The 20122-nt window shown below is 67.9% G+C and carries 17 protein-coding genes; 10 read left to right on the top strand and 7 right to left on the bottom strand.

What is annotated here, in order from left to right; all coding sequences use genetic code 11:
* Positions 1-20 precede the first annotated feature (20 nt).
* From ABD231_RS07225 to ABD231_RS07195, 7 genes are all read left to right on the top strand, one after another.
* The gene (locus ABD231_RS07225; RefSeq protein WP_344146949.1) at positions 21-707 is read left to right on the top strand and encodes a phosphoadenylyl-sulfate reductase; all 687 of its coding nucleotides are present in this window, start codon (positions 21-23) and stop codon (positions 705-707) included.
* A complete protein-coding gene (gene cysD / locus ABD231_RS07220) occupies positions 704-1663 on the top strand; it encodes a sulfate adenylyltransferase subunit CysD (RefSeq protein WP_344146946.1) in 960 nt (319 codons plus the stop codon). The genes ABD231_RS07225 and cysD overlap by 4 nt, the downstream gene beginning before the upstream one ends.
* Positions 1663-2964, top strand: a complete 1302-nt coding sequence (locus tag ABD231_RS07215) for a sulfate adenylyltransferase subunit 1 (RefSeq protein ID WP_344146944.1) — start codon at positions 1663-1665, stop codon at positions 2962-2964. Before cysD ends, ABD231_RS07215 begins: the two co-directional genes overlap by 1 nt.
* Positions 2961-3740 (top strand): sirohydrochlorin chelatase, encoded by a 780-nt coding sequence (locus tag ABD231_RS07210; protein WP_344146941.1) that lies wholly within the window; start codon positions 2961-2963, stop codon positions 3738-3740. Before ABD231_RS07215 ends, ABD231_RS07210 begins: the two co-directional genes overlap by 4 nt.
* A gap of 77 nt (positions 3741-3817) precedes the next feature.
* Positions 3818-5812, top strand: a complete 1995-nt coding sequence (locus ABD231_RS07205) for a hypothetical protein (protein WP_344146938.1) — start codon at positions 3818-3820, stop codon at positions 5810-5812.
* Positions 5813-5838: 26 nt separating this feature from the next.
* Positions 5839-6066 carry a ribbon-helix-helix protein, CopG family gene (locus tag ABD231_RS07200; protein ID WP_344146936.1) on the top strand — a complete coding sequence of 76 codons (228 nt, stop codon included), beginning with the start codon at positions 5839-5841 and terminating at the stop codon, positions 6064-6066.
* Positions 6066-7064 (top strand): Clp protease N-terminal domain-containing protein, encoded by a 999-nt coding sequence (locus ABD231_RS07195; protein WP_344146933.1) that lies wholly within the window; start codon positions 6066-6068, stop codon positions 7062-7064. The genes ABD231_RS07200 and ABD231_RS07195 overlap by 1 nt, the downstream gene beginning before the upstream one ends.
* Here ABD231_RS07195 and ABD231_RS07190 read toward each other — a convergent pair.
* The 5 genes from ABD231_RS07190 to ABD231_RS07170 all read right to left on the bottom strand — a co-directional run bounded on the left by ABD231_RS07190 (position 7061) and on the right by ABD231_RS07170 (position 13040).
* The gene (locus tag ABD231_RS07190) at positions 7061-7930 is read right to left on the bottom strand and encodes a PPK2 family polyphosphate kinase (RefSeq protein WP_344146929.1); all 870 of its coding nucleotides are present in this window, start codon (positions 7928-7930) and stop codon (positions 7061-7063) included. The genes ABD231_RS07195 and ABD231_RS07190 overlap by 4 nt on opposite strands.
* Positions 7931-7944: 14 nt before the next feature.
* Positions 7945-8568, bottom strand: coding sequence for a hypothetical protein (locus ABD231_RS07185; protein WP_344146927.1), 624 nt, complete (start codon positions 8566-8568; stop codon positions 7945-7947).
* Between the two features lie 34 nt (positions 8569-8602).
* On the bottom strand, positions 8603-9613 hold the full coding sequence (gene zapE, locus ABD231_RS07180; RefSeq protein WP_344146925.1) for a cell division protein ZapE: 1011 nt from the start codon (positions 9611-9613) through the stop codon (positions 8603-8605).
* Positions 9614-11010: 1397 nt separating this feature from the next.
* Positions 11011-11196: a hypothetical protein gene (locus ABD231_RS07175; protein WP_344146924.1), complete on the bottom strand. Its 186-nt coding sequence runs from the start codon at positions 11194-11196 to the stop codon at positions 11011-11013.
* Between the two features lie 320 nt (positions 11197-11516).
* Positions 11517-13040, bottom strand: coding sequence for an HNH endonuclease signature motif containing protein (locus ABD231_RS07170; protein ID WP_344146921.1), 1524 nt, complete (start codon positions 13038-13040; stop codon positions 11517-11519).
* Positions 13041-13198: 158 nt separating this feature from the next.
* Between ABD231_RS07170 and ABD231_RS07165 the strand changes: the two genes are divergently transcribed.
* Together ABD231_RS07165 and ABD231_RS07160 are read left to right on the top strand one after the other, a co-directional pair.
* Entirely contained in the window at positions 13199-14125 is a 927-nt protein-coding gene (locus ABD231_RS07165; protein ID WP_344146918.1) for an aldo/keto reductase, read from the top strand.
* A 24-nt stretch (positions 14126-14149) separates the two neighbouring features.
* A complete protein-coding gene (locus ABD231_RS07160) occupies positions 14150-15184 on the top strand; it encodes a zinc-binding dehydrogenase (RefSeq protein ID WP_344146915.1) in 1035 nt (344 codons plus the stop codon).
* 102 nt (positions 15185-15286) lie between these two features.
* Here the strand turns inward: ABD231_RS07160 and ABD231_RS07155 are convergent, their stop codons facing one another.
* Positions 15287-18601, bottom strand: a complete 3315-nt coding sequence (locus tag ABD231_RS07155) for a M28 family peptidase (protein ID WP_344146912.1) — start codon at positions 18599-18601, stop codon at positions 15287-15289.
* A 199-nt stretch (positions 18602-18800) separates the two neighbouring features.
* On the opposite strand from ABD231_RS07155, the gene ABD231_RS07150 reads away from it, so the two are divergent.
* Positions 18801-19781 carry a LysR family transcriptional regulator gene (locus tag ABD231_RS07150; RefSeq protein WP_344146909.1) on the top strand — a complete coding sequence of 327 codons (981 nt, stop codon included), beginning with the start codon at positions 18801-18803 and terminating at the stop codon, positions 19779-19781.
* On the opposite strand, the gene ABD231_RS07145 is transcribed toward ABD231_RS07150, so the two are convergent.
* A complete protein-coding gene (locus ABD231_RS07145) occupies positions 19778-20107 on the bottom strand; it encodes a YnfA family protein (RefSeq protein ID WP_344146906.1) in 330 nt (109 codons plus the stop codon). The genes ABD231_RS07150 and ABD231_RS07145 overlap by 4 nt on opposite strands.
* Positions 20108-20122 lie beyond the last annotated feature (15 nt).

Raw genomic sequence — 20122 nt, 5'->3', positions numbered from 1 at the left:
GGTTTACGGGTGAACGTGGAATGAGTACAGACCTCAAGACAATCGCCGAAGAGGCGAATGAACGACTAGCGGACGCCTCGCCGCAGGAAGTGCTGGCGTGGGCGCGGGAGACCTTCGGGGACGACCTGGTGGTGACCGCGTCGATGGCGGACGGGGCACTCCCCCACCTGGCGGCCGAGGCGGCTCCTGGTGTCGACGTACTGTTCCTCGACACCGGCTACCACTTCGTCGAGACGATCGGCACCCGGGACGCAGTGGCGTCGATGCTGCCAATCAACCTGATCAACGGCACTCCGCTGCAGACGGTCGCCGAGCAGGACGCCGAGTACGGCGAGAAGTTGTACGAGCGCCAGCCGGACAAGTGCTGCGCACTCCGCAAAGTCGAGCCGCTGAACCGGCACCTGTCCCACTACAAGGCCTGGGTCACCGGCATCCGCCGCGAGGAGGCGCCGACCCGCGCGAACACTCCCCTCGTCGAGTACGACGAGAAGCGCGACATGGTGAAGCTCAACCCGATCGCCCCGTGGACGCAGGAGGACCTGGACTCCTACATCACCGACAACGGCGTACTGGTCAACCTGCTCCAGTACGACGGCTACCCGTCGATCGGCTGCGAACCGTGCACCCAACGCGTCGCCCCCGGTGAGGACCCCCGTTCCGGCCGCTGGTCCGGCACGGGCAAGGTCGAATGCGGGCTCCACACATGACCACTGTTCTGGATACCTTCCCCGCCCCACCGCCCCGGTCATTGGAGGCTCCCCTGAGTACGCACACGGTGACCGAGCTGGACGCACTCGAGAGCGAGTCCATCTTCGTGTTCCGTGAGGTGGCAGCGGAGTTCGAGCGTCCGGTCATCCTGTTCTCAGGCGGCAAAGACTCGATCGTCATGCTGCACTTGGCCCGCAAGGCCTTCGCACCTGCCGGAGTCCCCTTCACGCTCCTGCACGTCGACACCGGGCACAACTTCCCCGAGGTCCTGGACTACCGCGACAACACCGTGGCTCAACTAGGCCTGCGACTCGAGGTTGCCAAGGTCGAGGACTACATCGCCGACGGTCGGCTGCGTGAGCGCAACGACGGCACCCGCAACCAGCTCCAGACGGTTCCGTTGCTGGACGCAATCAACGAGCACCGCTTCGACGCGGTGTTCGGTGGCGGTCGCCGCGACGAGGAACGCGCCCGGGCCAAGGAACGCATCTTCAGCCTGCGCGACGAGTTCGGCCAGTGGGACCCCCGGAACCAGCGGCCCGAACTCTGGTCGCTCTACAACGGCAAGCACAAGCCCGGCGAGCACGTCCGGGTGTTCCCGCTGTCGAACTGGACCGAGCTCGACGTCTGGAACTACATCGCCCGCGAGAACATCCCGCTCCCGAGCATCTACTACGCCCACGAGCGGGACGTGTTCGAGCGCGACGGCATGCTGCTTGCCGTCGGCCCCTACTCGCAGCCCCGGGCCGGCGAGTCCGTCACCGAACGCACGGTGAGGTACCGCACCGTCGGCGACATGTCCTGCACCGGAGCCGTCGCCTCCACCGCAACGACCCCGGCCGACGTGGTCATCGAGGTCGCGGCGAGCACCATCACCGAACGCGGCGCCACTCGCGCCGACGACCGCGCCAGCGAAGCCGCCATGGAAGACCGCAAACGAGAGGGGTACTTCTGATGAGCACTCTTCTCCGTCTAGCCACGGCCGGCTCGGTCGATGACGGCAAGTCCACCCTGGTCGGCCGGCTGCTGCACGACTGCAAGGCGATCCTCGCCGACCAGATCGCGCACGTGAAGACGGTCTCCGAAGCCCGCGGTGGTGACTTCGACTTCGCCCTGCTCACCGACGGTCTCCGGGCTGAGCGCGAACAAGGCATCACGATCGACGTCGCCTACCGCTACTTCGCCACAGACAAGCGATCGTTCATCCTGGCCGACTGCCCCGGACACGTCCAGTACACGCGCAACACCGTCACCGGAGCCTCGACCGCGGATGTCGTGATCATCCTCGTCGATGCACGGCACGGCGTACTGGAGCAGACCCGCCGGCACCTCGCCGTGATGGGCCTGCTGCGCGTCCCGCACGTGGTCCTCGCGGTCAACAAGATCGACCTGGTCAACTACGACGAGGCCGTCTACACCGGCATCGCCAAGGAGGTCGGGCAGCTCGCCGACCAGCTCGGCATCGCGGACCTCAAGACCATCCCGGTCTCGGCCCTGGTCGGCGACAACATCGTCACGCACTCCGAGCAGACGGCCTGGTACGCCGGTCCGACCCTGCTCGAGGTCCTCGAGAACGCAACCGGCCGGTCGGACATCTCCGGTCGCCCGCTGCGGTTCCCGGTCCAGTACGTGATCCGCCCGCAGACCGACGACGAGTACCGCGACTACCGCGGCTACTCCGGAACTGTTGCCTCCGGCACCGTTTCGGTCGGCGACCCGGTCATCGTGCTGCCGGCAGGACGCCGTACGACGGTTGCCGGCATCGACCGCCCAGTCGTATCCGCCACCGCGACCGCAGTCGCCGAACGGCCGAGCGCGGTCGCCGGGGAAGCCGTCACGGTAAGGCTCGCCGACAACCTCGACGTCGCCCGCGGTTCGGTCATCGTTGCGGCTGACTCCTCCCCCGGCACCCGCCGGGAACTGGCCGCGACCGTGGCCTGGCTGTCCGAACGCCCACTGACCGTGGGTGCCCGGCTGCTGATCAAACACACCACCACAACGGCTCAGGCGATCGTCACCAAGATCGCCGGGGTGCTCGATCTGACGGCGTTGGATTTCAAGGGACTCGGCGTCATCGACGCCGCCGGGCTCGACCTGAACGACATCGGCAAGGTGCAGCTCAAAATCGCCGCACCGCTCGCCGCCGACCCGTACTCCAGTAACAACATCACTGGATCCTTCCTGCTGATCGACGCCCACGACGGATGGACGCTCGCAGCCGGCATGATCGACGACGAAGAAGGGGAACTGCTGTGACTGCTCCAGCTCTCGTGATCCTCGCCCACGGCAGCCGCGACCCGCGCTCGGCCGCCACCGTCCACTCGCTCGTGAAGTGCCTGCGCGAGCTGCGTGACGACCTGCGGATCGAAGCCTCCTTCCTCGACCACTGCCCGCCCACGCCGTACCAGGTGATCGGCAAGCTCGCCGCCGAGGGTGTCGAAGAGGTCGTCGTCCTGCCGCTGCTGATGTCGTCCGCCTTCCACGCCCGGGTCGACGTACCGGCCGTGATCGACGAGTCGCGCAGCCGGTTCCCGAACCTGCGGATCATCGCCTCCGACGTGCTCGGGTACGACGACTCGCTGCTCGACGTCCTCGACCGCCGGATGCGTGCCGAGCTCAAGGACGGCCGGGTGCGCGAGCTCGACGCGCTCGTCCTGGCCGCGGCCGGTTCCAGCGACTCCCAGGCCAACGCCAGCGTGACCCGCCTGGCACGCCTGTGGGGTCAGCGGCACAAGCTGCCGGTCACCGCCGCGTTCGTGTGCGCCGCGACCCCGTCACCGGCCGAGGCCGTCCTGCAGTGGCGGCTCGAGGGCCGTCGGCACGTCGCGGTCGGCTCGCTGTTCCTCGCTCCCGGCGTGCTGCCGGACCGCGCGGAATCCACGTCCCGCAAGGCGGGCGCGGTCGCGGTCTCCCGGCCGCTCGGCGTCAGCGCCGAGGTCGCACGCCTGGTCCTCCTCCGGTACGGCGTTGCTGGTCTCGACCTGCTCACGCTGGCCCCGGCACCGCGCCCGGTGCTCGTGCAGTCCGCGTAGTACTGGCCCCTCCGGGAGCTACGGTTTCGCACGGCGGTTGAGTCGTCGCCGAGCCGCAGCTTCCGGAGGTGCACCCAGTGTCCGAGTCCGTCAGGTCCTTCGACGCGTTGATGCGTCTGGCCGCCGGCACGACCGTTGCCATGGACAAGTGGGCGAAGAGCTCACGCTGGACCGAGAGTTCGATCGACCTCGCCCCGGAGCGCATGCAGGCTCTGCGCGAGATGTTCGAGAACCCGCAGTCGGATCCCGCGTCGCTGACGCGCTACCGCGGGGCGCTTCAGTCATTGCTGCGTGAGCACAGCCGACTGCTCACGCGGGCGGGCTATGACCAGGAGCGCGCCGACGCCATCGCGGATCACACCTGGGCGAAGGTCCTCGACCGCGGCACGTCCGAGCTCTGGGCGGCCTGGAACGTCGACGACTTCATCGACCGGCTCGGTCTGGAACAGGTCGTGCCCGGACTCAAGGAAGCCAAGGCTGACCCCGAGTACACCCGGGAGACAGCCGCCGCCGTCGGTTACGTCGGCGCCCTGGCAACCAACTGGAAGTGGCGCACCGAGCGGATCGCCGAGGAGATTCACCGGCGCCCGCCGCATCTGAAGCTCGAGTGGGCCAGCAAGCTCTGGTACGAGAGTCAGGAGCTGGGGTTCCTGGTCCCGCTGCACTCCCAGCACGTGACGATCCTCCGGTCCGAGCAGGTCGTTCGCGATCACCTCGACCGGGTCGGCGGTGTCAGCGGTGACGATCCCGTCAAGGTGTTCGCCGCCTGCCAGGCGCACGGGGAGCAGGCGATCCGCGCGCTCGACACCGAGCTGGCGGCGATGCGGAAGGAGTACGACAACCCGGCGTTGATGGCGTTCCTCAAGGAGGATGCGAAGGCCGCCGTACTGAAGATCACCCGGGCCGGTCAGTCCGCGCACAACCAGGCGCTGGACGAGACCAAGAGTGCCGGTGGCATCGCCGCGTGGGACGGCCGGATGCACCTGCACAACAAGTTCGTCGTACAGCACCTGCGGGAGATGTTCGCCAATCCTGGGCAGCAGCACGACGAGCAGACGCTGCGCCGATTCCGGTGGGCGATTGGCGTCGTACTGCATGAGAACGCGCACTTCGCCATACCGGACAAGGACGACTACGCCTTGTCGGCGGCTCCGTTCGGTGATCGCAAGTGGTTGCGGTGGGCCGAGGAAGGGTTCGTCGAGGCGTTCAACAGCGCGTACCTGAACGACTTCATCAAGGAGACCGGTCTCGACAAGGTTGCCCCGGGCATCCTTGAGGTCGAGTCGGGTGAAACCTACGAGTCCTTCGCGCCGGCCGCGCGCGCGATGAGCCAAGGCGTCGACGGCCGGACCGGGATGGATCGGGAGGCGTTGCGACGGCAGGCGGCGGCCTCGCCGCGCGGTCAGTGGGACGAGTTGGTCGACCAACTGTACGAGACCAGCAAGCTTCCCGACCTCGTCCCCGACGCTGACGTCGGTTTCGTGAAGCGTGAGATCGGCGAGGCGATGCGGACGCATTTCGCCTGGCTGGACGAGAACACCGGACGCGGCAACGTGCAGCAGACGCGTGAGCTCAGCGCGCTGCGTGGGACGCAGGCGTTCCAGGCCGGCGTCTACGCGATGGAGTCGTTCGAGAAGCTCTACGGCAGCCCGACCGCGGAAGCTCTGTACCAGTCGCGACTAGCACGCGGGGTGGCGCCGGAAGCAACCATTCAGCACGAGCCCGGACCTGTGCGCGAGCGTCAATGGGAGCGGGCGGCCGCGGACCTGTACGCCGACAGTAAGCTGCCCGGCCTCGTTCCAGAGCCCGAGGTCTTCCACGTGAAGCGAGCGATCGAAACCGCGATGGGTGCGGAGGGAGCGGCCGAGCCTGCGAAGTCGTTGATCACCCAACTCGAAGCGCAGTACGGCAGCTCGGACGCCAAGGCGCTCTACCAGTCCCTACTCGCCGCGCACAGCGGTGTCGCCCCGGCCGGCTCGGCGAAACCCGCCCAGGATGCTCCCGCGGCGGCCGCGGTCGCGGCCCGGGTCGCCGCCTGCCGCCACGATCGAGGATCCGAGACCTTGCGATAGCGTGATATCACGCTATCTTGGTAGCCATGGCGAAAGAGGCGACCAAGAACATCCTGCTCCGGCTCGACCCGGAGCTGGCTGACCATCTGCAGACGGTGGCGGCGGTCGAGGGACGGTCGGTGTCGGACGTGGCGCGCGAGGCGATCGCCGAGCTGGTCGATCGGCGCCGCACCGACAGCGGCTTCAGCCGGTTGCTCGAGGAGAACCTGTCCCGGCACGAGGAGTCTCTGCGCCGCCTGCGCGGAGATGACTGATGCGGTACCTCGACTTGTACGACGTCCTCGCGGTCGCCGCACGCGTGTTGCGCTGCGAATCCGACGAGGCGGTTCGCCGGACCAACCTTGACACGGTTCAGCGCGTCTTGTCCGACGTACGGCGTACTGGCGGGCTGGCCGAGGCATCCGCGGTACTGCTGGCCGGGCTGGTCAGCGATCGGCCGTTCGACGGCGCGAACCGGGTGGTGGCGGTGGCGGTCGTGCTGCAGTTCACCGCACTGAATCACGCAGACCTCCGACTCGAACCCGTGGCTGAGGTCGACGAGGTGCTGGACCGGATCGCCGCAGGTGACGCGACTGGGGTCGCGGATTTCGTCCGCGAGCGACTTGATGAGTTCGATGACTGGATGGGGAGGCGGGTCGGTATGTACGAACGGTTCACGGAGTTGGCGCGCAAGGTGGTCATCGTCGCGCAGGAAGAAGCACGGCAGCTCAACCACAGCTACATCGGCACCGAGCACGTACTGCTCGGGCTGATCGGAACGGCTGAGGGCGGTGCCTCGAAGCTACTGGCCGCGACCAGCGCCTCCGCGGTGCGTGAGCTCGTGCTCGAGATCGTCGGCCGCGGTCAACGCTCGCCAGACGGGTTCGTCCCGTTCACGCCGCGCGCCAAGGCGACTCTCGAGGACTCCTACCTGGAAGCGCGGCGCCTGGGTTCGGAGGACATCGACACCGAGCATCTCCTGCTCGGACTACTCAAGGACACCGATGGCGTCGCCGCTCAAGTCCTGTCCCGGCTCGGCGTGGAGATCGACGCCGTCCGCAGCCTCACCGAACAGCGCATCGACCGGCGAAAGCGCTCGCGCACGGCGGTCGAGGCAATGGTGGCCGGCGATCCGGACTGGACGACGTACGGGCGCAGGCATCACCTGATCGCCGAGCTGCACGCGGTCCTCGACGAGAACGAGCGGCTGCACGAGCAGGTCGCCAAGCTGCGCGACCTGCTCCGCAAGAACGACATCGACCCGGATCTCTAGGTCGCCGCGAGGCGCTTCTTCTCCTTGGCGACGTCGAAGTCGGCGGCCGGCCACTGCGGGTCCAGGCCCTTCAGCGTCTCCAGGAGCAAGGTGGTGACGGCCCAGTTGCGGTACCACTTGCGGTCGCTGGGGATCACGAACCACGGCGACTGCTCGCTGTTACAGCGCTCGATCGCCGCGTGGTACGCGTCCATGTAGTCCGGCCAGAGCTGCCGCTCGTCGACGTCGCCGGGGTTGTACTTCCAGTGCTTGGTCGGGTTGTCGAGGCGCTCCTCGAGCCGGACCTTCTGTTCGTCGGGCGAGATGTGCAGGTAGCACTTCAGCAGCGTGACACCGCTCTCGGCTAGCTCGGCCTCGAACTCGTTGATCTGGTCGTAGCGCCGATCCCACACGTTCGGCGCGACCAGGTTGCGGACGCGCGCAATCAGCACGTCCTCGTAGTGCGAGCGGTCGAAGATGCCGATCATCCCGTGCCCGGGGACGGCCTGGCGGATCCGCCAGAGGAACCCGCGGCGCTTCTCGGCCGGCGTCGGCGCCTTGAACGAGGTGATCTTCAGGCCCTGCGGGTCCATCAGCCCGGCGCCATGGCGGATCACACCGCCCTTGCCGGACGTGTCCATCCCTTGCAGTACCAGCAGCACGCTGCGCTGACCGCCCTTGCGGCCCTCGGCGAACAACCGCTCCTGCCAGTCGGACACCTCGGCGCCGAGCGATTCCAGCGCGGCCTTGCCGTCGTCCTTGGCGCCGACGAATCCCGTCGTCGCCCGCGGGTCATACGTGGTCAGATCCACCGGGCCCGCAGGGACTCGCAGCTGCTCGAGCAGCCCCCCGGCCTCCCCTGCTTTCGCCTTCTTCTGCTTCGCCATCCACCCATCCTGCCCTATCGGTGCTGCGGTACCCGGGAAGGATGACGGCGTCGCCACAACACGCCCTCGATCACGGCGATCGCGATCACGCAGACCACGATCGCACCTCCCGCCCAGAACAGCGCGCCCAGCACGGCCAGGCAGTCGCCGGAGTCCTCACTGCCACACATGGTCCGGTCGTAGTACTCGACCCCGACGAGGAAAGTGCCGTACACCAGCACCGTCGTACCGAGGAGGTAGCCGACCAGCCGCAGCCACCCGCCCGCTCCGGTGCGCGCCGCTCGCGCGGTGGCGACCAGGACGACCGCGAGCAGGAAGAGGATGAACTCGAAAGCCACCATCTCGAACTCTTCCCGGACCCAGATGAACCGGAAGCCGGTGTTCGCGAGCCCCAGCAAGATCACGAGCCCGCTGAGCACGGCCAGCTCGATCCCGAGCGTAGTGCGGGCCTTCGGCAACGGCCAGGCGGCGATCACCGCCGCGATGCCGAGCACGGCCGCGACGTACCCGAGCGGCCGGTTCCACTGCTCCCAGCCGAAGCCGCTGACGTCGTGGAACTGGATGAAGCCGCCGACGGCGAGCAGGATCAAGCCCAGCACGAGCAGCGCGGACGAGAGCAGGACGCGGTTCTTGAGCATGCTTTCAGCGAAGCACGTCCGGGGGTTCAGCGTCTCAGGACGTGCGTGACAATGCGATCAATCGAGACAAAGCCCGTAAGTACTTCTTCCGGTACCCACCCTTGAGCATGGCCGCCGAGAACAGCTGATCAAGCGGTACGCCGCTCGCCAGCAACGGCAGATCCCGGTCGTACATGCGGTCAGCCAGCACCACCATCCGCAACGCGACGTTCTCGTCGTCGAGCGGCCGGATGTCGGTGATCGCAACCGCCTGCACGCCGTCGAGCAGAGCGCCGTACTTGCTCGGGTGCAGCTCGGCCAGGTGATGATGCAGGTCGACGAAGTGATCGCACGACGTCGACGGCCGCTCGGCCGCCGTCTGCTCGACGCGCTCGTCGCTCCACGGCTCGGGTGCTTCCGGCAGGCCGCGATGGCGGTAGTCGGGGCCGTCGATCCGCCGTACGTCGAAGTTCGCGGCCAGCGCCTGGATCTCGCGGAGGAAGTCGACCGCCTGGAACCGCCCCTCCCCCAGCTTGTCGGGCAGCGTGTTCGAGGTCGCGGCGAGCTGGACACCGGCGGCGACGAGCTGACCGAGCAGCCGCGTGATCAGCATCGTGTCGCCGGGATCGTCGAGCTCGAACTCGTCGATGCAGATCAGCCGGTACGACGACAGCGCCTCGACGGCCGCGCGAAGTCCGAGCGCGCCGACGAGGTTGGTGAGCTCGACAAACGTGCAGTACATCTTCGGCCCGGCCGCCTCGTGCCACAGCGACGCAAGCAGATGCGTCTTGCCGACCCCGAACCCGCCGTCGAGGTAGACCCCGGGCTTGCCTGGGTCAGGCGCACGACCACGCAACCGGGACCACAATGACGGCGACTGCCGCGGCTGAGCCAACTGTTCGGAACGCTCGATCAGTACGCCGAGCGCCTCGGCCTGCGAGGGCTCCTCCGGATTCGGCCGATACGTCGCGAACCGCGCGTCGGCGAATCGAGGCGGCGGCACGCACTCGGAGAGCAGCCGATCCGAGCTGACCTCCGGCCACCGCTCACTCAGCCGAATCACCATGCCGCCAACCCTAGTGCGCCAACCAGCCCCCAACGGAACTGCCCACGGCCATGACGTCGAGCGCACCGGCCGCCTCTGACCACTACACCTCCGCTCCCGCTCGCCCACCGCCGGAGTTGCTGCCGCCAGTAGCGAGGCCTAGAACCTGACCCATCCCATCCCAAGCCGAGGAAGTCTTCCCGGATAACCGCCACCCTTCTCCCCTCACGATTCGAGCGGAGAAGGATCAGTTCGAACGCATGGCCCCTCAACTGACAGCGGCCTCCGGAGGACGACGACACCCGCGGTCGTCAACCGCTGAGGTGCTGCGCGCAGCCTCCGTCCGTCCGTCGCCACCGGCGCGTCTTGCTTCTCGAGCCCCGGCCACCACTGGTGGCGGGAGACACCAACTGAGGGCCGGAGACCTGCTCCTCCAGGTCTCAAGCCACCATTTCCTGTCTCCGGCCACCAGTGGGCGGGTTGGGAACCGGATCGGCAGCACCCCAGGCCTTGCCACTCCCGGGCGATGGCCGATCAGGTGGCTTGCGGCTGACCCACCGCTGCAGTTGCTGACCCGAGACCCAGGTGGGGTGCAGGTGACCCACCGCTGCCGTTGCTGCCCCGTTGATCACGTGACCTGCGGCTGACCCGTCGACGGAGGTGCTGCCGGCGTGGACTCGGCCGCTGACGTTTGCGGTGGTTGCTCACCGGTGCGGCCGGCTAAAAGCAGGATGGCTGGGCGATCCGGTGGCTGAGCCGGATGGTTGCTGCCGGCGACCAGTGCGTGCGTCGTCTGGGGCTGACGGGCTGTGGTTGCCGCCTACGGGATCAGGCGACGTGCAGCTGACCCACCGCCGTAGTTGCCGCCGCGGCATCAGGTGGGTTGCGGCTGGCCCACCGCGGTAGCTGCTGCCCAGGATCACGTGGCTTACGGATGATCCGGATGGCTGGCACAGCCAGGCGTGGACTCGGCCGACGACGTGCGCGGTGGTTGATCGCCGCTGCGGCCGACCAAAAGCAGGGTGGCTGGGCGATCCGGTGGCTGAGCCGGATGGTTGCTGCCGGCAACCAGCGTCTCCCTCGCCTGGGGCCGACGGGCTGTGGTTGCTGCCGCGGAGATCAGGTGGCTTGCGGCTGACCATCGCTGTAGTTGCCGCCCCAGGACCAGGTGGCCTGCAGTTCACCTGCCGTTGTGGTTGCTGCCCCGGGACGAGGTGGCTTACGGCTGGTCCGGTTGGGTGGCGCAGCCGAGCATCAGCTCGGCCGACGACGTGCGCGGTGGTTGATCGCCGCTGCGGCCGACCAAAAGCAGGGTGGCTGGGCGATCCGGTGGCTGAGCCGGATGGTTGCTGCCGGCGACCGGTGTCTGCGTCGTCTGAGGCTGACGGGCTGTGGTTGCTGCCCCAGGACCAGGTGACTTACAGCTGATCCGGTTGGGTGGCACAGCCGAGCATCAGCTCGGCCGACGACGTGCGCGGTGGTTGATCGCCGCTGCGGCCGACCAAAAGCAGGGTGGCTGGGCGATCCGGTGGCTGAGCCGGATGGTTGCTGCGGGTGACCAGTGCCTGCGTCGTCTGTGGCTGACGGGCTGTGGTTGCTGCCACGGGATCAGGCGGCCTGCGGCTGACCCACTGTTGTGGTTGCTGGCGCGGGGACCAGGGGATCAGGTGGCCTGCAACTGACCCAGCGCCATGGTTGCTGCCCCGGGGACAGGGGATCAGGTGGCCTGCGGCTGACTCATCGGTGTAGGTGCTGCTTGGAAATCACGGGGATGGCGGTGGATCCGGTGGTGTGGGCGGTGGCCTCAGCTGTGGCGGTTGCGGCGGGTAGGTAGTGGGCGTGGATAGGTCCGCGGGCCGGTCTGGGGACCGGCTGCCGCGGTGGGGTGATGGACGGGTGGTGTTGGTGGACCGGATGGTGGGGTTTACGGGCCGGCTGTGGGGGTGGCGTTGGTGCCCCAGGGGTCGGTGTAGTTGGGTGCCACTGCGGTGAGCCAAGTCCGGAGGGCCTCACGGGCAGCGGCCAGTGCGGGGTTGGGGAGGGTGCTAGCGGGCGGGAGCCGGTCCGGCTGCTCATGAGTCGGGCTGCTGGTGACACCGCCGTGGCCACTCCAGTCGGCAGTGGCACTGATGACACCGCCCCGACCGGCATCGCTGTCACTGGCGTCGGGCCTGGAGACAGGGGTCACCCAGCCGATCACCTCAGCGAGTGCGGCGGGATCGGTGCGGGGCGGGTCGGCCCATGACGGGCGGGTGACCTGGACGCCGTCCGTGGTGATCGACAGTGCCCATTGGCCGTCGTGGACGGCGCGGTGGTGGACCGCGCACAGCAACGCGAGATTCTGCAGGCTGGTGGGACCTCCGGCGGCCCAGTGGATGAGGTGGTGGGCGTGACACATCCACGGTGGTGCCTTGCAGACCACGCAGCCTTTGTCACGTTTGTTCAATGCACGGCGGATGTAGCGGTTGACGAAGCGTTGCTCGCGGCCCACATCCAACGGTTGCGAATCACCGCCCAGCACGATCGGCAGCACCGCCGCGTCACAGGCCAGCAGCCGCACCGCACCGGCGGACAGGTTCCCGCCGAACACCAACTCACCCACCCCGCCACGCCCGTCGGCCGCACGGGTGTCGGCTGTGCCGCCGAGGGCGGCTGGGGCGGCGGCCAGTGAGGCTTTGAGGTCTTCGAAGTCGATGGTGACTGTCAGGTGCGGGACGCCGGGTGAGTCGGGGTTGCCTGCGGCGCGGTCCAGGATGATCTTCAGCGCGTCGGCGCCGCGTTGGTCGGCCGTACGGGGGTCGCGTTCACCGTCGACGGTCTTGTGGGGCTTGGACAGGGTGTGGAGCTGGGTCTTGAGGAGTTCGGCATAGGCGCCGGCCACGAACCCGGAGATCTTGACGCCGTCTTCGGTGGGCCGTAGCCGCAGGTACTCTTTCGCACGCGCCTGGTCCTCGGCCGGCTCCGGGCCATCAGTGTCCAAAGTAGACAGCACCTTGTGCCCGAACCGGGTGAGTTCGCGGGGGTTGGTGATCCGGGCCGCTTCGACCATCTGCTCCTCGGCGACCGTCAGGGTCTCGACCGGGACGGTCGCGGGGGCTTTCTCCAAGGTCTTGACGATGACCTTGGCCTGCTCGGGTGACACCACTGCGGGCCGCGCCGGATCCGACGGGTCGGGGAGGGCGGCGGTCACCGCCGGGTACTTGCGCAGGGCGCTGGTGAAGGTGAGGTCTTTGCGGACCTCGGCACGGTCGATCCGGTACCGTTCCGAGACCAGCTCCACGGTGTCGCGGGCACCGAGCTCGGCCGCGGCGCCCATCTCGTCGAGGCGGGCGAGCACTTGGAGTTCGTCGGTTTCGATCAGGGCTTTGGCGGCCTTCAAGGTGTCCAAGCGCGACAGCAGTTCGCTGCTGCTCTGCGTGTACACCGGGGGCATCGCCAACATCTCCATACCCAACAGCTTAGACACGGCCACCGACAGTTTTCGAGCTCAGAACCCCTTATTTACAAGGAATATGTGGGCTGCTTGGGGGCTGGTTGTGGGCTCAACTTGCCCACGCACCACCCTCGAAACTCTTGGCGACGCGCCCTGGTCGTAGGGTCGATGGCATGGACCTACGACCACTCGGCAGCACCGGATTGACCGTCTCTTCTGTTTGCGCCGGGGGCAGCGGGCTGGGCAGTATGCCCGCCGTCTTCGGGTACGACGTCTCGGCGGAGCAGGCGATCGAAGTCATCCTGCGGATCTTCGACAGCCCGATCACCTGGATCGACACCTCGAACGGCTACAGCGACGGCGAGAGCGAACGCCGCATCGGCCAGGCCATCCGCCAGTACGGCGGCCTCCCGGACGGGTTCCTGGTCGCGACCAAGGTGGACGCGCGTGGTTCCGACTACTCGGGGGCGCGGGTCCGGGCCAGCGTTGCCGAGAGCAAGGAACGTCTCGGGCTCGACGACCTGCCGCTGGTCTACCTGCACGACCCCGAGTTCCACGACTTCGACTCGATGCGCGACGCGGTCGACACCTTGATGCAGCTTCGCGCCGACGGCGAGATCGGCCACGTCGGCCTGGCAGGCGGCAACACCACCGAACTCGGCCGCTATCTCGACCTCGGCGGTTTCGAGGTTCTCCTGGTTCACAACCGCTGGAGCCTGGTTGACCACTCCGCGGCTGAGCTACATCAGAGAGCGCTCTCTGATGATCTCGCGGTGGTGAACGCGGCGATCTACGGCGGCGGCATTCTCGCGAACCCCCAGGGCGCGACCAAGTACGGCTACCGCGATGCGCCTGACGCCGTACTGAAGGCTGTCGCTGAGATGGATGCGGCGTGCCGCGATCATGGGCTGGACCTGGCTACCGCGGCGCTGCGCCATTCGGTGGACAACCCGAACATCACCGGCACGGTCGTCGGCATTACCAAGCCCGCTCGCGTCGACGCGCTCCTCACCGCGTTGGAAGCCGAGCTCCCGCAAGAGCTTGTCGATCGGCTGGACGCGCTGCTGCCGGATCCGCAGTACTGGCTTGACCTCAAGTGAAGTTGAGGTCATAGCTTCTCGGCCATGAAGACGATTCAGTTGCATGCGTTCGGGCCGGCCGAGAACCTGCGGTATGAAGAGGCACCGGATCCGGTACCGGGTCCGGGGATGGTGTTGATCCAGGTCGAGGCGGCCGGGGTGCACTTGCTCGACACGTTTCTGCGGGAGGGCAACTTCGAGGGGACCGCCTTCTCGGCGCCGGAGTTGCCGACGATTCCGGGGCGGGAGATCGCCGGGGTTGTGCGGGAGGTCGGGCCGGAGGTTGACGGCGGGTGGGTCGGTAAGCGGGTGGTGGTCCATCTCGGGATGGTGCCGGGCGGGTACGCCGAACTTGCGGTCGCGAAGGTGGAGTCGCTGTACGAGCTGCCTGATCACGTGGACGGCGTACAGGCGGTGGCGGCGATCGGGACCGGGCGCACGACGGCGGGGATCCTCGCGCAGGCAGCGCTCTCCCCCGACGACGTCGTGCTGGTGACTTCGGCGGCGGGTGGGATCGGCGCGTACCTGATTCAGGCTGCGCGCAATGTCGGGGCAACGGTGATCGGCGTCGCGGGTGGACCGGCCAAGGTGCAGCTGGTCCGTGATCTAGGGGCCCACTATGTCGCCGACTACCGGGATCCGGAGTGGGTGAGCGCTCTCCGAGCTGATCTCACGGCGGGGCACGAGCCGGCGGGGCACGAACCGACGGGGAATGCGGCGGCCGCCCCCAACAGTCCCCATCGGCCGGTGACCGTGATGCTTGACGGGGTTGCGGGTGAGAGTGGGCGGCAGGCCTTGGAGCTGATCGCGGACGGCGGGCGGGTGCTGACGTTCGGTTGGTCAGGCGGCGATCCGCTGCCGGAGGACTCCCCTGAGTTGTCCTCCCGCGGCGTCTCGGTCACGGCCGCGCTCGGTGATATCCGCAGCCGGCTTCGGGAATTCGAGAAGGCGGCCCTCGACGAGACCGTCGAGGGCCGCTGGAGAGCGCTCTCGACCACGTTCCCGCTCTCCGAGGCGTCGTCCGCTCACCGGGCGCTCGAAGAACGGCGGACCGTGGGCAAGGTCGTTCTCCTGCCTTGATCCGCCGACACCGGGGCCTTCTCCCACCTCATCAGGAGAAGGCCGCGCGGTGTGGGCGTCGGGCCGCGGAAGACCTGGTGGGTTCCTCCGCGGCCCAGCCTGTTAATAGATGGTGTAGCTGAAGGTCGCCTTTCCGCTTGCGCCGCTGGAGTCCTTGCCGGTCGCGGTAACCGAGTAGGTGCCGCGGGTGGTCGGCATCCCGGTGACCGAGCCGGACGAGCTGATCGTCAGGCCGGGCGGCAGGCCGGTGGCGGTGAAGGTGATCGGCAGGCCGGCGCTCGAGGTTCCCCGCAGCTGCAGCGGGAAGGCCTGCCAGCCGACGAATCCGAACTGGCTCCCCGGGTTCTCCACCGTCACGGTGCCGGTCTGCGAGCCGGTCACCGTCAGCCGGTACGTCGACTCGTGGCTGACCGCGCCGGTCCCCTTGACCACGACGTCGTACGAGCCGGCTGCCGTCGACGACGACGCGGCGATCGTCAGCGTCGACGACGAGCCCGACGTCACGCTGGTCGGCGAGAATGTCGCGGTCACCCCGCTCGGCAGGCCGCTCGCGGCCAGCTGCACCGACTGCGGGTCACCACTCGTGGTGGCCGTCTTCACGGTCGTCTGCACCGAGTTGCCCGGGGCAACCGAACCGCTGGCCGGGTCGAGGCTCAGGCTGAAGTCACTCCCGGTCGGCGGTTCGCCGACAGCCAGCTTCCACAACCCGTACGCCGCCGCGTCGGCACTGCGGTCGAGCACGGTCGCCGCGATGTTCGCCGGGTACTTGTCGCAGGCCGCGTGGTAGCAGGGGTCGTAGGCCGAGCCAGCGGTGCCGCCCCACTTCTGTGCCTGCGCAGTTGTCTTGCGGGCACTGGCCCCGGCGGCGACACCGCTGGTCGGGATCCCGGCATTCTTGAAGGACGCGTCGTCCGAGCGTCCCGCACCTTCGGTGTTCTCCTCGGGAGCCAGGTTCAGCCCGTCGTAGAACGCCTTCAGCACCTTGCCGGTGTCCGTGGTGATGTTGTTGACGAAGTAGCCCGCGTTCGTGGAGGCGACCATGTCGAAGTTCAGGTAGGCCTTGATCTTCGACTTGTCAGCCGACGACAGCTGGCCGACGTAGAACTCCGAGCCGTTCAGGCCCTGCTCCTCATCGGTCCACCAACCGAACCGGACGTGCTTGACCAGCGTCGGCTGCTGCTGTGCGAGCGCAAGCGCGACCTCGAGGATCGCTGCCGATCCCGAACCGTTGTCGTTGCTGCCCGGACCGGCGCTCACGCTGTCCAGGTGCGCACCGAGCATGATCACCTGGTTCGCGTCACCACCGGGGTAGTCGGCGATCAGGTTGTCCGACGGGTACTGGCAGTTCGTGCACCGCTGCTTGGCCACCGTGTACCCGGCATCGCGCAGCTTGCCCTCGATGTAGCTGACCGACGCGGTGTAGCCCGCGCTGCCGGCCCGCCGGTTGCCGCCGTTGTTGTCCGCTGCTGTCTGCAACGCCTGCAGGTGAGCCTTCACCTTCTCGACGTCGATGTTCGGCACGCCGGCGGGCGGGGCGGATCCGCCGACGGTCAGCCGGTACGTCGCAGTTCGGTCGACGTTCGCACCATCACCAGTGATGCGGATGTCGTACGAACCTTCCGGCGTACTCGACGTCGTGCTGATCTTCAGCGTCGACGAGTTTCCGGACTGGATCGAGGCCGGGTCGAACGACGCGGTCGCGCCGGACGGCAGACCGGACGCGCTCAGCTGGACCGACTGCGCCGAGCCGCTGCCGATCACGGTGTTCACCGTTGCGGAAGCGCTCTCTCCGGGCTTCACGGTGCCGCTCGCGGGCGAGACGGACATGGTGAAGTCGTTACCGCTCGGGGCGCAGGTGGCCTCGCCGGACTGGGCCGGGACCGACACGGCGTCCCAGGCTGCCTTGACCTTGCCGTGCCAGGCACAGCTGCTGTCCAGGTTCTTCGCGGCATTCAGCGTGACCGAGCGCCACTTGCCGTACGTCATGCCGGACGTCTTCGACAGCATTGCGTTGTAGAAGATCTTGCCGGCGTCCTTGATCCCGATGCCGGTCAGCGTGGTGTTGTTACAGGTAGGGCTGGTCGGGTTGCCATTACCGGGATTGGTGCCCTCGGCAAGCAAGTAGAACCAGTGGTTCATCGGACCGGCCGCGGCGTGCACCGAGCTCGGCAGACTGCTGGAGTTGCAGTCCGGGTGCCCGGAGACCTTCGACGGCTGGTACATGTAGCGGATCGGGCCGTTGCCCTGCAGGTTGATCCGCTCGCCGACCTCGTAGTCGGGAGCGTCGTTCGGGTTGTTGAGATACGCCTCGGTGAGCGCTCCCCAGATGTCCGCGACCGACTCCTGCGACGGGTGCCCGGAGATCCCGCCGGGGGTGTTCGCGTCCAGCCCGTGACCGTACTCATGGGCGACCACGTCGATACCGGTGATCCAGTTGTTCGCGTTGTTGTAGCCGAAGACGACACCGTCGGGGTTGTACTGCGAACCCCAGTAGGCGTTGATGTCACCGAGCCCGACGAGTGCGTCGGCCCACTTGCCCTGGTTGTCCAGGCCGTTGCGCCCGTACCAGTTCTTCAGCAGATCCCACTCACCGGCGGCGGTGTTCATGACATCGACGCAACCGGCCTCGCGGTCGGTCTTCGACGTACTGCCCCAGGTGTCGTCCGGGCCGGAGAACGTCGTGCCGTTCGACTGGTTGCCGCATCGCAGCGACGGGCGCGCCGGGTCCACCATCGTGTACGTCGAACCGGACTGCGTCGTACCGATGGTCAGGTTCGAACCGTTCCAGATCCCGGTACCGGTGCCGGCCGCGCTCTCCTCGATCGTGTGCACGACCTTGCCGGTGCGCGCGTCGACGTACACCTTCTGGCGGGTCGCCTCACCGTGGTCGCGGCCCTGGACGCGGGCCTCCCAGGCGAGCACGGGCTTGGCGCCACCGGCGTAGACGACCAGCGTCGGCTCACCAGGAACCGCGTCGGCCTTCTGGAGCGTCTTCAGCGCCGCCTTGCGGGCAGCAGCCTTCGAGACCGTGGGGGTGCGGTCGAGCGAGATCGGCTGCTGCTGGGCGACGGTGATGCCCTTGGCGTTGCCGGCGGCATCGGTGGTGACGACGAAGTCGCCGCCGATCACGGCCAGGTCCTGGTACGTGCGCTGGTAGGCGACGTACTGCAGACCCCACGGGGTGCTGATGTCCTGCTGACGGATGAACCGGTCCCCAGAACCGGCTTTCAGCTCGGCGGCCCGGCCCTCGACCAGGCGGTCGGCGGTGCGGATCGCGGCGGCCCTTGGATCGGGCTTCGGCGCGACGCTCGCATCGGCGTCGGCCGACGGGAGCTTGGTAGTGACAACGGCGGTGGTCAGAAGCGCGAGACTGAGCACGCCTCCGACCGTCGCCGTACGCAGGGCAGTGCGTTTCACTGGGACACGTCCTCACTAGATGGGGGCGGAGACCCCGCCACCGGCCGCTGGGGCTGCAGTCCGGGCCGGCCGGTGGCGGAATGAGGAGGACGCCGGTTCCGGCAGGGCGGGCAGGTGAACGGCCGGTGTCCTCTGTCCGATGACATTGACACCTCTACGTGATGGCTGTGATATCCCAGCAGGGCATAACCTCGCCGCTATGGAGCTCGAACTTCGCCATCTGCGCGTGGTCTGCCGCCTTGCGGACACGGGCAGCGTCTCCAAGGCCGCCGCCGCACTGGGTGTCTCGCAACCGTCGCTGACCGCCCAGCTGCACCGCATCGAGGAGGCGGTCGGCGGATCCCTGTTCGAGCGCGGGTCGACCGGCGTCGTACCGACTCCCCTGGGGAAGCACGTGCTGAGCCGGTCGCGGGCGATGCTCGCGGACATGGACGAGCTGATCGGATCGAGCCGGCGTTATACCTCCGGATCCGGAACGCTGCGGCTCGGATCATCGCGCACGGTGATGTTCGGGGCCTGGCTGTCGCGGTTGGAGAGAGCGCTCTCCGATCGCGAGATCGCGACTCAGGTGGATTCCTCGAGCGCCGTACTGACCGAGCTGCTGGCCGCCGACGTTCTCGACATCGCGATGATCGGGCGCGCCGAGGACGCGTACGCGCCGCCGTGCCCGCCGGGGATCCGCGAGCAGCTGATGGTCTACCCGGAACCGTTCGGGATCGCGCTCCCCGCCGATCACCACCTGGCCGGCATCGACGAGGTCAAGCTCGCCGACCTGGCCGACGATGTCTGGATCTGCCCACCGGCCGGCAAGGAGGACGGCGAACTCGCCTATCTTCGCGAGGTCTGTGAGGACGCCGGATTCACTCCGCAGTTCCGGTACGGAAACCTCGACACGACCGAGATCGAGCAGCTCATCGGCGCCGGCCGCGGCATCTGCCTCTGCGCACCCACCGTCCGGGAACTCCCCCGCACGATCGTGAAACCGCTGACCGGCCAACCCCTCTCCTGGCGCCGCACCCTCCGCTGGCGCGTAGACAAGGTAAGCCAGGAAACCGTCAACGCGGTCCACCGAACCTTCATCGACACCTACCGCGAGACCATCGCAGAGAACGCCGCCGCCCGCGCCTGGTGGACCACCCACCCCGACGCCCACCCGACCGTCATCGAACCTCCGGTCTAGCTGCTGCGCGGCGCGTACATGATGACCGCGACTCCCACCAGACAGATCGCCGCGCCGGCCAGATCCCACCGATCCGGCCGGAACTTGTCGACCACCATCCCCCACGCCAACGACCCAGCCACGAACACGCCGCCGTACGCCGCGAGGATCCGGCCGAAGTTCGGATCGGGCTGGAACGTCGCCACGAACCCATAGGCGCCCAAGGCAACGACTCCCCCAGCGATCCACCACAACCCTCGATGCTCACGCCAGCCCTGCCAGATCAGCCAGGCTCCACCGATCTCAGCCAGCGCCGCCAGCACGAACAGTCCCACCGAGCGCACCATGTGCCCACGCTAAAG

This window comes from Kribbella yunnanensis, assembly GCF_039529655.1.
GTDB lineage: Bacteria > Actinomycetota > Actinomycetes > Propionibacteriales > Kribbellaceae > Kribbella > Kribbella yunnanensis.
This window is presented reverse-complemented; position numbering and strand designations above follow the sequence as displayed.